Below are 13,223 nucleotides of genomic sequence, written 5' to 3'. Positions count from 1 at the left end.
CCTGTTATTTTCCTGTCATCACCTTGGTCCACTCGCGCGTGATCACCCGGGTGATCTTCTGCGGCAGCACCTGCTGGACAAACATCTTCGGCTTCATCGCGTCGCCATAGTAGATATTCGGATTGCTGCGGATGCTCTCGTCCACCATCGGGGTGGCGGCGGCATTGGCATTGGCGTAGGCGACATAGTTGGTGATCTCGGCGATCACCGCCGGCCGCAGCAGGTAATTGATAAAGGCGTGGGCATTGTCGGGGTGACGGGCATCGCTGGGGATCACCAGCATGTCGTAGAACACGTCGCTGCCTTCCTGCGGGATCACATAATTGATCTGCTGCTTGTTACCGGACTCTTCGGCCCGGCTGGCGGCTTGCATGACGTCACCGGACCAGCCGATGGCCACGCAGATATCGCCGTTGGCCAGATCGTTGATGTACTGGGACGAGTTGAAATAGGTGATGTAGGGCCGCAACTTGGCCAGCATGGCACTGGCATCCTTGTAGTCTTGGGGATCGTGGGAGTTGGGATTCCGGCCCATGTAGCGCAGGGCCACGGTAAACAGATCGGTCGGTGAGTTGAGGAAAGCGACACCGCACTGATGCAATTTGGCCAGGTTTTCCGGCTTGAACACTGCATCCCAGGTGTTCATCTGGAAATCCTTGCCCATCACGGCGGCGACCTTGTCGACGTTGTAGCCGATGCCGGTGGTGCCGCCCAGATAGGGCACGGCATGGGCATTGTCCGGATCCTTCTCCTGCAGCAGCGTGAGCACCGCCGGGTCGAGGTTGCCAAGGTTGGTCAGCTTGCTCTTGTCCAGCGGTTTGAAGATGCCGGCCTGCAACTGGCGCCCCAGATAGTCGGAGCTGGGCACCACCAGATCGAAACCGGTGTTGCCGGAGAACAGCTTGGCCTCCAGCACTTCGTTGCTGTCGAACACGTCATACACCACCTTGATGCCGGTCTCTTTCTCGAAGTTGGCGATGGTGTCCTTGGCGATGTAGTCATTCCAGTTGTAGACGTGCAGTATCTTCTCCTCGCTGGCTACCGCGGGCTGGGCACACAGCACCAGCAGGCCAGCGACACGCATCCACGCTTGTCTCTTGTCCATAACCTTGATCTCCTTGGTATTGCACTGGGTTGATCCGCACCTGGGGTGTGGCATCGACATAGGCGTACCGGATCCGGGCGGCAGCACGGGTCGCGGTCAGGCATAAGCCCGGCCGATGACGCGTGATAACGTCCGCATACGATGCGCAAAACTCAGGACTGGCGGCGCGGCTTACACGGGTGTAACGCCGCACCGCTGCGGGGTGATCATGACGTGTAACGGGTTGGCAACGACGGTACGGTGCCGTGTCTGCGCCGCTCAGGGCGCAGATTGCGGCAGGCCATGGGCGATGGGCGCCGGCAGGGCGCTGGCGCAGGCCGCGGCAGCATCCGTGCTGCCAGGTCCGGCTGGAGAGGGGGCGGCCGCAAGCCGCCTGCATCATGGGACACATAGGCACGCGCTCCTGCGTAGGCTCAGCGCCGGGCTGGAGCAACGGCTTTGATTCCTCTGTCGTCTGTTATCCAACATCGAATATCCGTAGCGATTAACCAAAGATGGCACGGCCATCGTGGCACAGGTTTGCGTCTGGCTGGACGCCGGGTGTCGCCTCGGTAGTGAGTGACGCCTCACCTGCTGTGTATCAGCTGCAAAGCAACCCCTGTGCCAGCAGTGCAATACCGTCGCCAGGAGCTGGCTCCGCCAATGCGGCACACCACCGACAAATCGCGAGCTACAACGGCGTGCCGGCGGTGTTTTACACCATCACGGACGCTGTCGGGCAGGGGGGAGCCAACCGCGCCATGGCGGGGAAAAGGGCACCGAAACAAGCCGTGGGGTTGCACCACAATAATGCAGGCTGGGTCAGTGAGTCCTCACCGGGTGAGGGCGAGCACCGCGAATGATAAACCCGTTGTCATCGCTCGGTTGCCCTGCAGCTGCCTGGTCACGCGCATTGACAGCCACAGCGCCAGCTAAAGAGCGGTTCCGAATAGTCGCTCACTCCCGACATTGATTTAGCTAGCGCTAAGCGGACCCTCTGCGCCAGGGATGGCGCTGTGCCGCCCCCGGGATGGGGTTACGGCGTGTCAGCGTGTGCTTCCTGGTCGATGGCGCGCTACCAGGAGCGGCTATCTAGCCAAAACAGACCCGCAGCCGCCCGGCATCGGCGTCAGCGCCACTATTCCCGGCGCATCCGCGTAGACATCATCAACGAAGACGGCTGGGCTGTTTGCCATTGTGCTTCAGCCCTTATCGCGCAGAGTGAATTCACTGTTGGCACTGCAATTTCGTCATCGTAACGATTGATTTACGCCTTGCGCTGGTAATGACAATCTAATTAATTAGAAAGAAGCTGGTTATTAATTTCACTGAAGACGGTGCTGAATCGAACGCTATACTCCCTCTAATTGTAATGCATTGATATTTATTGTTTTTTTGTTCTTTACGGCTTGAGGTTTGCTGGCTGGATATGTATGAAAGTGTGAACGGGATCGGCGCTTTTTAACCATGCAAATATATCCTGAAGATGTCACTTTTACAGAGGAGAATTAACAATAATTTAACGAATGACAGTGGTAAATAAATAGATGTGCACACAGCACACGGGACATGATTATGAATAAAAGAATATTGGCTCCACACTCAGCATTGCAGGTTTTTTATTGGGATAGCCGATATGCAACTGGCAATGAACAGGTAGATTCCCAGCATAAAAAATTGATGTCATTGGTTAACCAGTTGGCAAATGGCGTCGTCAATTCGTCAGTGCATACCAAGCTGGATAGCTTGTTCCTGGAATTGATTGATTATACCGGCTACCACTTTACACATGAGGAAATGCTCTTTTCCCATTCGTCACTCCCAGACGAGGCATTACGCCGGCACAAGGCGTCGCATTCTGACTTTGTTGCACGCGTGCTCAGCTTCAAGCAGGCCCTGGCGCAGGCCGACACGGCCAGCGTTTACCACGCGCTGACACTGGAGTTGCTGGGTTATCTGGTTAAATGGCTGGCTGTGCATATTTTGCTCGATGATAAGAGCTTAATTCAGTCGCTAGATCAGCCGGCGAATCACATGGCGGTAAATAGGGCTGGAAATACCGCTGAGGGCGCTCCATTTTTTGATTCGATAGATGTTCTGGTGGATACCCTGGTCAAAACCCAAGTATCGATTCTGGATATATATCGAGATAGTTCACCTAAATCGAAATTCAGGCTGCTGGTTGAAAATTCACAGGATGCTTATTTATGGTTCGATCTGCAGGCGGAATTAATCTGGTTTAACCAGGCGTTTTCGACGCTGTGTCTTGCGACCGGGGCAATGCAACCGCTGATACCCAGCGACCTGGTGGCGCGTTTGCGACAAAGCAATGGCCAGTCGGTGCGCAGCCTGATCGCCGAGGTGATACGCCAGCCAGACATCCGTCGCCAGTCCACGCTGTTCTTGCCGGCAGGCTCGGCAGAGCAGGGAGATGGGCTCGAGCTGCACAGTAAATGGCAACCGGTTTTCGACTGCGACCGCGCCGTGGTCGGAGTCTTTGTCGCCATCGAGGATGTAACCGAGAAGAATCGCCACCACCGGCGGCTGAAACTGTTTCGTGCCGTCATGGATCAGGCCAGCGATGCCATGTTTATCGTCGATCCGCTCAGTTCGCAGATCCTCGATGTTAACCAGCCGACCGCCCGCATGTTGGGTTATACCAGCGCAGAGCTCAAGGCCATGACCCTCTGTCAGCTGACGCTTGGGCTGGGTGATGCCAGCCGCTGGCGGCGCCACGTGCAGCAGGTGCAGCGTCAGGGCGCCTTGATGTTTCGCGATCGGCAGCGCTGCAAGGATGGCGCCGTGTTGCATGTTGAGGTATCGACACGTCCTGTGGTGTTCGAAGGGGTGGAGTACCTGATCGGCATTGCGCGCGATATCAGCCGTCGGGTTCAGAATGAGCGCAAGGAGCGGCTGCGCAACCGGACCTTGTCCCGCTTCTTGTCGCGCAATACCTCACCGGAGCTGGTGCTGAAGACGCTGGCCGGCGAGCTGGCCGACTGGTTGCTGGAAATGGAGATGCCGCTGACCAAGGTGATACTGCATGACCACATTCATCGCCGGCAGCATGTGCTTACGCGGCGCGGTCAGCATGCGGTGAATCCTGGTGCCTGGCCGCCGGCCGCGACGGCGCCTGTGGCGCTGCCGTCGGAGACCTATGTGCGGCAATCTGAGAATGGGATGGCCCGCTATTGCTTTGTCTGCCGCTCATCTGGCCATCATCATGCCGATCTGCAACTGGAGCTGGATGTGCAAACTCACCAGTTGAGTCAGAACGAGATCCGCGCCATCAATACTGCGCTGCAACTGGCGCGGGTGATTTTCGACAAATACCAGGCCGAGCAAGCGTTGCGGCAACGCGAGGCACAGGCGGCATTCGAGGCGCGCCACGACAGCCTGACCGGGCTGGCCAATCGGTTGCAACTGTTCGAGTTTGTCCCCTTGGCGCTGGAGCGCGCCCGGCGTCGGGGCCAGAAAGCGGCGTTCGTCTATGTGGACATCGACCACTTCAAGGCGATCAACGATCGTTACGGACACGCCGTCGGTGACACTGTGCTGCTGGCGTTCTCCCGGCTCTTGCAGCAAGGCGTGCGCCGCAGTGACCTGGTCTGTCGTCTGTCCGGCGATGAGTTTCTGATCGTGCTGGAGGAGTTTGCCGAGGCCGGACAGATTGAACCGCTGATGACAAAGCTGCAGCGGCTGCTGGCGGTGGATATCCCGGTGCATGATGACGAGACGATCCGCATCGCCGCCAGCATGGGGGTCGCCATCTACCCGGACGATCACGACACGCTGGACGGCCTCATCCACTGCGCCGATGAGGCCATGTATCAGGTCAAACAGCGTGGCCGCGGTGATTGGGGCCGTTTTTCCGGCGCGGGACTGTGACGCCTCTTGGCGGTCGAACGAGGAGGCATGTGATGAAAAAGTACTATACGACCCTGTCGGCACTCGGTGGATTGGATAATGATCGCCGCCACCTGGTGGCGCTCAAGGAGGTCGGGGATCTGGTCTACCGCGAGCAGTATCCCCATGCCAGAAAGCTGCTGCACTCTGTCTGTCAGGAGCTGATCCGCTTGGGTCATGCCCGCGAGGCGTTGCATCGGGCGGCGCTGATCAATGGCATCACCGATTATCAAAAGCACAACCTGCTATCCGAGCTGGAGGTGCAGGCATCGCAAATCGAGACCCTGAGCTGGCTGCTCTCGATTGAAGCCGAGGCGGTGATAACCATGTATGCGGCGCGGCTGATCAACGAGAAAAATCCGCTCTCGGTGATTCTTCAACAGATAAGCGATGTGATCGCAACGCGGGAGAAAACGTTGCGCAGCGGTAAAGAGACGGAGCGCTGGGAGTACTACTGCAATCTGGCCTATGGCTGTCGCTGAAGAGGGAAAACAGCCCAGGTGCCGTTGGCGCCTGGGCTGGGTAATAACAGGCCGCTGGGTAGCGGCGGCGCGGGGGCTTTGGCCATGCCGCCCACCAGAGATGGCCGGCGTGGCTGTAGCGCCCCGGCTTGCCTGCGCTTACCAGCTGTAGCCGATCTTGGCCATGGCGCTGCGGCCTTCGCCGTAGAAGCAGGCCCAGGTGGCGGAGCAGCTGGACACATACTCATGGTCAAACAGGTTGTTGACTGTCAGCTGTGCCTTGGCCCCCTTGAGGCTGGAGCTGGCCTTGCCGAGATCGTAACCCAAGGCCAGATCGGCGAGGGTGTAATCCGGCACCGTGATCCGGTTGTTACGGCTATAGGTTTCCCCGACATAACGCACGCCAGCGCCGGTGGTCAGGCCCATATCAAACTGGTAATTGAGCCAGGTGGAGGCGGCATGGCGCGGGATATACTGCGTCTTGAGCCCGACTTCGGCCGGATTTTCCGACTTGAGGGTCTTGGAATCGGTATAGGCGTAGGCGGCGGTCCAGGTCAGGGCCTCGGTCAGGCCAAGGCGGGACTCCACTTCGACCCCTTTGGACCCGACTTCACCGGTCTGTTCGCTGAGGCGAGTCTGTGAGTTGGTGGTGACCACATTCTCCTGATGCAGATCAAACACGGCCACGGTGGCCTGCAAGTCCCGTTCTTTGGGCGCGTACTTGATGCCCACTTCGCTTTGGCGAGCCGTGGTCGGTTCAAACAGCTCACCGTTGGCATCCGTGGTGGTGATGGGTTCGAACGAGGTGCCGTAACTGACGTAGGGTGCCAGACCGTTGTCAAAGGTGTACAACAGGCCGGCACGTCCGGTGCTCTTGCTGGCCGTGGTGTCGATGCGGGTGCCATCGAGGCGATCTTCGACGCTGATGTCAGCGTGGTCATGTCGACCGGATAACACCAGATCCCAGCGCCCCACACTCATCTGATCCTGCAGATAAACCCCGAGCTGCTTGCGTTTTTGCAACTCGTCGGTGACCGCCGACAGGCTGATCTTGCTGGTATCGAGGCCGTACTGCGGGTGGGTCCAGTCCAGATCCAGATCGCTGTCGGCATCCCGATCGGACCAGCTCTTGTTGTCGTACTGATAACGCTTGTAGTCGACACCGGCCAGCAGCGTGTGCGCCACCGCGCCGGTTTGCAGCTGGTATTGGGCCTGGTTGTCGAGTCCGGCGCTGATCACCTTGTCATCAAATTTCTGTGCCCAGCGGTTCATCACCGTCTGGCTGCTGTCGGCCCAGCTGTCATAGATCACGGTCTTGGTCTGTTGCGTCAGGTGGGTGTAACGGGCCGTCTGGCGCAAGGTCAGCTGGTTATTGACCAGGTATTCCATCAGGTAGCCGATCGAGTTTTGCTTGCGGCTGGCATGTTCCCAGTTGGGATCGCTGGCGAAGAAGTCGCTCGGGATCGACCCGTTGGCGTTCGGCAACACGGTCCCTTCTGCCGGCAGGAAGTTACGGTAGCCGGCATCCGGATCCTTTTGCAGGCTGGCCAGCAGCGTAAAGCTGAACTGGTCGTTGGGCAGGAAGGTGACCGCCGGTGCGATGGCGTAACGCTCCTCTTCGACAAACTGCTCCTGACCATCGCGGGCGCGGGTCAGACCGGTCAGGCGGTACAGCACGGTTGCGCTGTCAGTGGCCGGACCGGCCAGATCGAATGCCGCCAGACGCTGGTTATCGCTGCCGTAACCGATCTCCAGCTTGTGCAGCGGGGTGGCGGTCGGGCGTTTGCTGGTCAGGCTCAATAAGCCACCCGGCGCCGATTGGCCGTACAGCACCGAGGCCGGGCCGTGAATCAGTTCGATTTTTTCCAGCAGCCAGGGATCGACCTGGGGCGACAGGCTGGCGCCACTGGAGCCGGAAGCAAAGCTGATGCCATCCAGATACTGCGGCAAATAGCCACCCATACCGCGGGCCATGACTTCGTCATTACGGTTTGAGGTGCCCCGATAATTGGTGACCAGGCCACTGGAGTAGTTCAGCGCCTCGGCAACCGAGTCGGCGCCTTTTTCTTCGATGTCGGCTGCGGTGACCACGGACACGCTTTGCGGCGTCTTGCTCAAGGGGGTAGCGGTCTTGGTTGAACCTGTGCTGACCTTGCGGCTGGTGGCGGCTTCGTCGCTGACGGCGCTGGCCTCGACGTTGACGGTGTCGAGGGTGACCGTCTGCTCGGCGGCAAACACCGGGGTGAGCAGTGCCGGGATCAAGCAACCGAGGGTGGTGAGTCGCAGTGGGTTACGAGATGAGGGGAGTTGGCTACGCGTGGCCAAGACAATCTGTTCAGGCATGGATGGTATTCCTTGTTGTGTAGTGTGAGGGCAAGACCCTTCATCCGAAAGGGGTGACAAACATCATATTATTAATGATAATTATTATCAATTGATCGTATGGGAGAGTCGGATGGACGTTTCCGAGCACGGGCTATTTGCCCAATGGCTGGATAGAAGTGCCGTGGCCGTAGGCAGTGAGGCCTGGTGGCAACAGGTCAAAAGCAGCGAGGTGCCGCTGATTCGCGCCATGGCCGCAGATCGGTATGAGGTGTTGTTCCTGTGGCAGGATCCGCAGGGGACGGCTGAGCGCTCATCGATCGCAGCCGTGTACATGGACGTTAATTCGGTGACCGACCACCACAGTCCGACACCGGCGAGGATGCAGCGCTGGCCGGGGACGGATGTCTGGTTCTGGATGATGCAGGTGCCGGCTAACTGGCGCGGTGCGTACCAATTCATACCTTGTCAGGCCCGGCAGTTGCCGGACTGGGATCTGGCTCAGCGCGACGCAGATCGCCAACGGCAGTGGTGGATAAGCCTGCAGCCGCTGGCGGTGCGCGATCCACTCAACCCGGTTCGTGCCCAGATGAGCCAATGGGGGATCCGCCAATCGGCATTGCAGATGCCGCAGGCGCCGGCACAACCGGCCTGGGTCGCGTTTGATCTCGGCGCCGATACCCTGCCGCCCGAGGTGGTCGAGATGTCGTGGCACAGCGAGCTGTTGGGAAACCGGCGCAGTGTCTGGCGCTACCAGACGGGCTCGACCTGCGAGCGCCGTGAGCCGCTGCCGCTGGTGTTGCTGCTGGATGGCCGCTTCTGGGCGCAGAATATGCCTGTCTTTGATGCCTTGGACTATGAAACCCGGCGCGGCCGCTTGCCGCCGGCGTTGTATCTGTTGATCGACGAGATCGACAACGTCACGCGCGCCAGCGAGCTCCCCTGTAATCCGCTGTTCTGGCAGGCGGTGCAGCAGGAGCTGTTACCCGAGGTTGCCCGTGCCGTGCCCTTCACCGACGAGCCGGCGCACACCGTGGTGGCCGGGCAAAGTTATGGCGGTCTGGCCGCGCTGTACGCGGGACTGCATTGGCCTGAGCGTTTCGGTGCCGTGCTCAGCCAGTCGGGATCGTTTTGGTGGCCGGATCGTTCGCTGGTACACCAGGTCAGTGACCCGATCCAGGGCCGGCTGCCGGGAGCTGGTGGCTGGTTGACTGAACAGGCCCGTCTGCACCCGTTATCCTTGCCGTTGAAGATTTGGCTGGAAGCGGGCACCCGTGAGGGTGAGATGATCAGCCTGTCGGAGACGATGTGCGAAGTGTTGCAGCGCGGCGTGCATGACATCAGCTTCCGCGCCTTTGAAGGGGGCCATGATCGACTGTGCTGGCGCGGTGGGCTGCTGGATGGATTGAGTTGGTTACTGGCGCCTTGAGGGCGCCGTTTTACAACTGCAGCGGCGCGCGATGAGGCAGAATCAGCGGGGTTCCGGTGACCGGATCGGCGATCACGCTACAGCGCAGACCAAATACCTCAAGCAGTAGATCGGCGTTGACAATCCGCCCCGGCTCGCCTTCGGCGATGATGCGGCCATCGCGCATGGCAATCAGGTGTCCGGCATAGCGGCAGGCCTGATTGATGTCGTGCAGCACCGCCACCAGGGTACGCCCTGTCTGCTGGTTCAGCGCATGGAACAGCTCCAGCAGTTCGATTTGATGGCTGATATCCAGATAGGTTGTCGGCTCATCCAGCAAAATCAGCGGGGTCTGCTGGGCCAGCACCATGGCCACCCAGACCCGCTGGCGTTGCCCACCGGAGAGGGCATCGACCTTGTGGTTGGCCAGACTCTGCAGACCGGTCATCTGCAATGCACTATGGACGGCAGCCTCATCGTCGTCGCCCCAGCCACGTAGCCAGGATTGGTGCGGATAACGTCCGCGAGCGACCAGCTCCTGCACACTGATCCCCTCCGGCGCGACGGCGCTTTGCGCCAACAGCCCCATCTTGCGGGCCAGTTCGCGCCCGGAGTAGTGATGCAGGGCCTTGCCATCGAACACTATCTCCCCCTGCTGTGGTGTCAGCAAACGACACAGGGTGCGCAACAGGGTCGATTTCCCACAGCCGTTGGGACCTATGATGGCCGTGAAGACGCCCTGGGGGATCTGGACATTCAAATCCTCGGCGACCGGATGATCCCGATAGCCGAAACTGAGGTGTGTGCCGCTCAAAAGCGGTTGGACGTGGTGGTGCGAGGTCTGGGTCATGGCATGCTCGTGCGGGTTTGGCGCAGCAATAACAGCAGCAGGTAACCGCCACCGAGGCTGACGGACAGGATGCCAACAGGTAACTGGGTACCTGGCAGCGCGTGTTGTGCCAGCAGATCGGCGGCAAGTAACAAGACAGCCCCGGTCAGGCCGATGAGCCATAGCGCCGGAGAGGGCTGGCCGGTCAGGCGTGCCGTGATCGCAGGGGCGGCCAACGCAATAAACGGAATGGGCCCGGTCATTGTGGTGGCGATAGCGGTCAGTGCCGTCGCCGCGAGCATCAATAGTACCCGCACCGGCTGAACCCGGACGCCAGTGGCTGCGGCGGTATCATCTCCGAGTTCGAGCTGGCGCAACGGCGGTTGGCCGGCCAGGCACAATAACAGGCAAGGCAGAACCCCGGCCATGACCGGCAGGCATTTCTGCCAGGTCATGCCATTGAGGGAACCCAGACTCCACAATACGGCGGTCATGGCCGAGTCCAGTGTCGCACTCATCATCAACCAGACATTCAGGGCGCTGAGTATGGCACTGACGGCAATACCGATCAGTATCAGCCGCAGGCGTGACAAACCGTTCTGCCAGGACAGCGCGAAAATCAGTGCGGCGGTGAGTGTGCCACCGAGCAGCGATCCGAAGGCCATGGCCATCTCACCACCGTGCAGTACGACCACGGTCACCAGGACGCCGCTCCAGGCGCCGGTATTGAAACCGATCACGTCCGGACTGCCCATCGGATTGCGTAACAGGGATTGAAAAATGCCGCCGGCAACGGCCAGTGCCATGCCGACCAGAATGGCCATCAGCAGCCGTGGCAGCCGCCATTGCAGAATCACGGTCTGGTGCATCGGCACGCCTTGCAGCCACAAGGCGTCCCAGATTTGCTGCGCAGAAAGTCGCAATGTCCCTAGCCACAAGCCGGCGGCTATCAACAGCAGACCGAGCGCCAGCAATGAGCAGGCGGCCAGATGGGGGAGGCGGCGTGCGCTCATCTCAGCGAGCCGCCATGGCGGCGGACCAGCCAGATCATGATCGGTGCTCCGAGCAGGGCGGTCACCACGGCGACGCGGATGCCGTTGGTCAGCATGAAGCGACCGAGAATGTCGGCCGCCAGCAACAAGCTCGGCGCCAGAAAACAGGCCAGCAGCATCATGCGCCTATGGTCTTGACCTGCCAGCCAACGTACGAGCGGGGGGATCATCAGGCCGATAAAGCCGATGGGGCCGGTCAGTGCGGTGCTGGTGCCGACCAGCAAGGTGAGGCTCAGCAGTGAATACAGCAAGATGAGGCCATGCCGGAGGCCTAGTGACGTGGCAGTCTGCTGCCCCAACACCATGGCATTGAGCGGGGTGGCCAGCCATAGTGCCAGGCCCAGTCCAAGCAACCACAAGGGGCATGCCCAGAGCACCGGGGTGAGATCCAGGATGTCGACTGAGCCGGCATTCCAGAATCTAAAGCGTTCGAAAGCGGCGGGGTTGAGGAGCGTGATCGCCGACGATAAGCCGCTCAAGATGGCGTTGATGGCAATCCCGGCCAGAACAAAGTGTGCCGAGTGCACACTCAGGCCTCGTAGATTGCCGAGAAAGAAGACCAGCAGTGCGGCGCTCGATGTGCCGAGCAGGGCACTGAAGATCACCGCCTGTTGACTGGACAGCCCGAGCAGGCCGACGCAGAACACGACCGCAAAGCTGGCGCCGGCGTTGATCCCCAAAATACCGGGATCCGCCAGCGGATTGCGGGTCAGAGACTGCATCATGATACCACTGAGTCCGAGCGCGACGCCGGCCAGCAGTGCCAGCAAGGTTCTTGGCAGGCGACCATGCAGAATCAGCGGTGAGAAGTCGTTGACGCCACCGCCGAGCGTATCCCAGATGGCGCCGACAGGGATGGGCCGTGCGCCGAGCAGCAGGCTCAATGCCAACATCAGTGACAGCGTCAGTGCGGCGGTCAACCAGAGTAGCGTCTCGGATCTTGCCGGGCTCATGGTGTCGACTGCGTCGCAAACTGCGCGCCCAGGCGAGCCAACAGATGCCGTGCGCTGTAGTAATCGAGGCGGAAGGTATCGGCACCAAGCGCATAGATGCGCTGTGCTTGTACCGCACTCAGGTTTTTGAGCAGGGGGTTGCGCAGAACCTCCGTTACCGTGCTCGCTTCGGTAGCAAACAGCAGCACACTCTGGCCGGTCAGCGCCTCGGCAAAGCGTTCGCCGGAAACCGGCACTATGTCGCGGCGCCCCAGTGCGACGCTCTGTGCACTCAGGCTGGCCGGCAAGGGGGCCAGACGCAGGCCGATCTGTTGCAGCAGCCGCCCTTGTGCGGACTCTTTCGTCCAGATATTGGCGCCGGAGCCATCCTCGTAATAGACCATGGCGGTCACGGCGTCTTGTGGCAACCTGGCTTGCTGATGCAAGGCGCGAATATCGGCCTCAAACTGTTGGCTGATGGCCGCGGCCTGTGCTTCATGGCCAGTGGCCTCGCCAAGCAGGGCGGCGACATCCTGCCAGCGGCGGTCGTCGTAATTGACGACCAGCACCGGAGCGATCGTGGCAAGCAGATCCCGCGATTTCAAGGCCGAATCTCCGCCTGTCGCCGAGATGACAATCAGGTCTGGCTGCATCTCGAGGACGGCGTCCGCATTCACTTCGCCTTGATACAAGGGGACCACGCCGCGGGCCAATGCCACGTCGGCCCATTGACTAAAAAAACCGGTCTTGTCGGTAACACCACCGCTGTGGCGCACCGTCGCCGAGGCCACGACTGGCGCATCAATGGAGAGTAGGGCGCCGGTCAGGGTCACGCTGGTTGACACGATACGTTGTGGTGGCGCATGCAGCGTCAGTGGTCCGGCGGCGGTGTGCAGGGTTCTTGGCCAACCCGATGCTGCGGCGGCATTGTCCGGCTGTGACGTCGCAGCAGCGGGCGGTAATGACACGGCCTGATCACAAGCGGTTAACAGCGGCAGCCATAGTGAGAACAGGATGAGTAGAGATGGACGCAGCATGAGGGCACCAAATAGGAATAATTATCATATGATAACTATTATCATCTTATCAGGCTAGTCTGCAACCATGCCGATGGTAACGGCTCATCCGCGGCGGGCCAGCAATCAGGATGCCTGTGGCAAATCAGACACAGATGCTGTCCTGGATCCGACAGTCGGTCGGACGAAAGTGACATGTTGGCGCCAAATACG

Annotated in this window: 10 protein-coding genes; 4 read left to right on the top strand and 6 right to left on the bottom strand. The window is 60.1% G+C overall.

Annotated features, from left to right (window positions below):
- Nucleotides 1-4: 4 nt before the first annotated feature.
- Complete coding sequence (locus ACFOSS_RS14025) at nt 5-1,105, bottom strand: extracellular solute-binding protein (RefSeq protein ID WP_377153567.1); 1,101 nt, start codon at nt 1,103-1,105, stop codon at nt 5-7.
- 494 nt (nt 1,106-1,599) lie between these two features.
- Here ACFOSS_RS14025 and ACFOSS_RS14020 point away from each other — a divergent pair, with 494 nt between their 5' ends.
- From ACFOSS_RS14020 to ACFOSS_RS14010, 3 genes are all read left to right on the top strand, one after another.
- Nucleotides 1,600-1,947 carry a hypothetical protein gene (locus ACFOSS_RS14020; RefSeq protein WP_377153565.1) on the top strand — a complete coding sequence of 116 codons (348 nt, stop codon included), beginning with the start codon at nt 1,600-1,602 and terminating at the stop codon, nt 1,945-1,947.
- A 706-nt stretch (nt 1,948-2,653) separates the two neighbouring features.
- Nucleotides 2,654-4,972: a bacteriohemerythrin gene (locus ACFOSS_RS14015; protein ID WP_377153562.1), complete on the top strand. Its 2,319-nt coding sequence runs from the start codon at nt 2,654-2,656 to the stop codon at nt 4,970-4,972.
- Between the two features lie 32 nt (nt 4,973-5,004).
- Complete coding sequence (locus tag ACFOSS_RS14010) at nt 5,005-5,472, top strand: hypothetical protein (RefSeq protein WP_377153560.1); 468 nt, start codon at nt 5,005-5,007, stop codon at nt 5,470-5,472.
- A 138-nt stretch (nt 5,473-5,610) separates the two neighbouring features.
- On the opposite strand, the gene ACFOSS_RS14005 is transcribed toward ACFOSS_RS14010, so the two are convergent.
- Nucleotides 5,611-7,794, bottom strand: a complete 2,184-nt coding sequence (locus ACFOSS_RS14005; RefSeq protein WP_377153558.1) for a TonB-dependent siderophore receptor — start codon at nt 7,792-7,794, stop codon at nt 5,611-5,613.
- A gap of 112 nt (nt 7,795-7,906) precedes the next feature.
- Between ACFOSS_RS14005 and fes the strand changes: the two genes are divergently transcribed.
- Nucleotides 7,907-9,202: an enterochelin esterase gene (gene fes / locus ACFOSS_RS14000; protein WP_377153556.1), complete on the top strand. Its 1,296-nt coding sequence runs from the start codon at nt 7,907-7,909 to the stop codon at nt 9,200-9,202.
- Nucleotides 9,203-9,212: 10 nt separating this feature from the next.
- On the opposite strand, the gene ACFOSS_RS13995 is transcribed toward fes, so the two are convergent.
- From ACFOSS_RS13995 to fepB, 4 genes are read right to left on the bottom strand one after another with little or no spacing between them, the layout of a single operon-like run.
- Nucleotides 9,213-10,031, bottom strand: coding sequence for an ABC transporter ATP-binding protein (locus ACFOSS_RS13995; RefSeq protein WP_377153554.1), 819 nt, complete (start codon nt 10,029-10,031; stop codon nt 9,213-9,215).
- On the bottom strand, nt 10,028-11,023 hold the full coding sequence (locus tag ACFOSS_RS13990; RefSeq protein ID WP_377153552.1) for a FecCD family ABC transporter permease: 996 nt from the start codon (nt 11,021-11,023) through the stop codon (nt 10,028-10,030). Before ACFOSS_RS13990 ends, ACFOSS_RS13995 begins: the two co-directional genes overlap by 4 nt.
- Nucleotides 11,020-12,015, bottom strand: a complete 996-nt coding sequence (locus ACFOSS_RS13985) for an iron chelate uptake ABC transporter family permease subunit (RefSeq protein ID WP_377153550.1) — start codon at nt 12,013-12,015, stop codon at nt 11,020-11,022. The genes ACFOSS_RS13990 and ACFOSS_RS13985 overlap by 4 nt, the downstream gene beginning before the upstream one ends.
- Nucleotides 12,012-13,031: a Fe2+-enterobactin ABC transporter substrate-binding protein gene (gene fepB, locus ACFOSS_RS13980; protein WP_377153548.1), complete on the bottom strand. Its 1,020-nt coding sequence runs from the start codon at nt 13,029-13,031 to the stop codon at nt 12,012-12,014. Before fepB ends, ACFOSS_RS13985 begins: the two co-directional genes overlap by 4 nt.
- Between the last annotated feature and the right edge of the window lie 192 nt (nt 13,032-13,223).

This window comes from Pseudaeromonas sharmana (genome assembly GCF_042649925.1).
In the GTDB taxonomy this organism is placed as follows: domain Bacteria; phylum Pseudomonadota; class Gammaproteobacteria; order Enterobacterales; family Aeromonadaceae; genus Pseudaeromonas; species Pseudaeromonas sharmana.
This window is presented reverse-complemented; position numbering and strand designations above follow the sequence as displayed.

Bases quoted from the DNA above. Each gene is read 5' to 3' on its own strand.
- fes (WP_377153556.1), top strand. From the start codon at position 7,907: ATGGACGTTTCCGAGCACGGGCTATTTGCCCAATGGCTGGATAGAAGT.
- ACFOSS_RS14005 (WP_377153558.1), bottom strand. From the start codon at position 7,794: ATGCCTGAACAGATTGTCTTGGCCACGCGTAGCCAACTCCCCTCATCT.
- ACFOSS_RS13985 (WP_377153550.1), bottom strand. From the start codon at position 12,015: ATGAGCCCGGCAAGATCCGAGACGCTACTCTGGTTGACCGCCGCACTG.
- ACFOSS_RS14015 (WP_377153562.1), top strand. From the start codon at position 2,654: ATGATTATGAATAAAAGAATATTGGCTCCACACTCAGCATTGCAGGTT.
- ACFOSS_RS13995 (WP_377153554.1), bottom strand. From the start codon at position 10,031: ATGACCCAGACCTCGCACCACCACGTCCAACCGCTTTTGAGCGGCACA.
- ACFOSS_RS14010 (WP_377153560.1), top strand. From the start codon at position 5,005: ATGAAAAAGTACTATACGACCCTGTCGGCACTCGGTGGATTGGATAAT.
- ACFOSS_RS13990 (WP_377153552.1), bottom strand. From the start codon at position 11,023: ATGAGCGCACGCCGCCTCCCCCATCTGGCCGCCTGCTCATTGCTGGCG.
- fepB (WP_377153548.1), bottom strand. From the start codon at position 13,031: ATGCTGCGTCCATCTCTACTCATCCTGTTCTCACTATGGCTGCCGCTG.
- ACFOSS_RS14025 (WP_377153567.1), bottom strand. From the start codon at position 1,105: ATGGACAAGAGACAAGCGTGGATGCGTGTCGCTGGCCTGCTGGTGCTG.
- ACFOSS_RS14020 (WP_377153565.1), top strand. From the start codon at position 1,600: ATGGCACGGCCATCGTGGCACAGGTTTGCGTCTGGCTGGACGCCGGGT.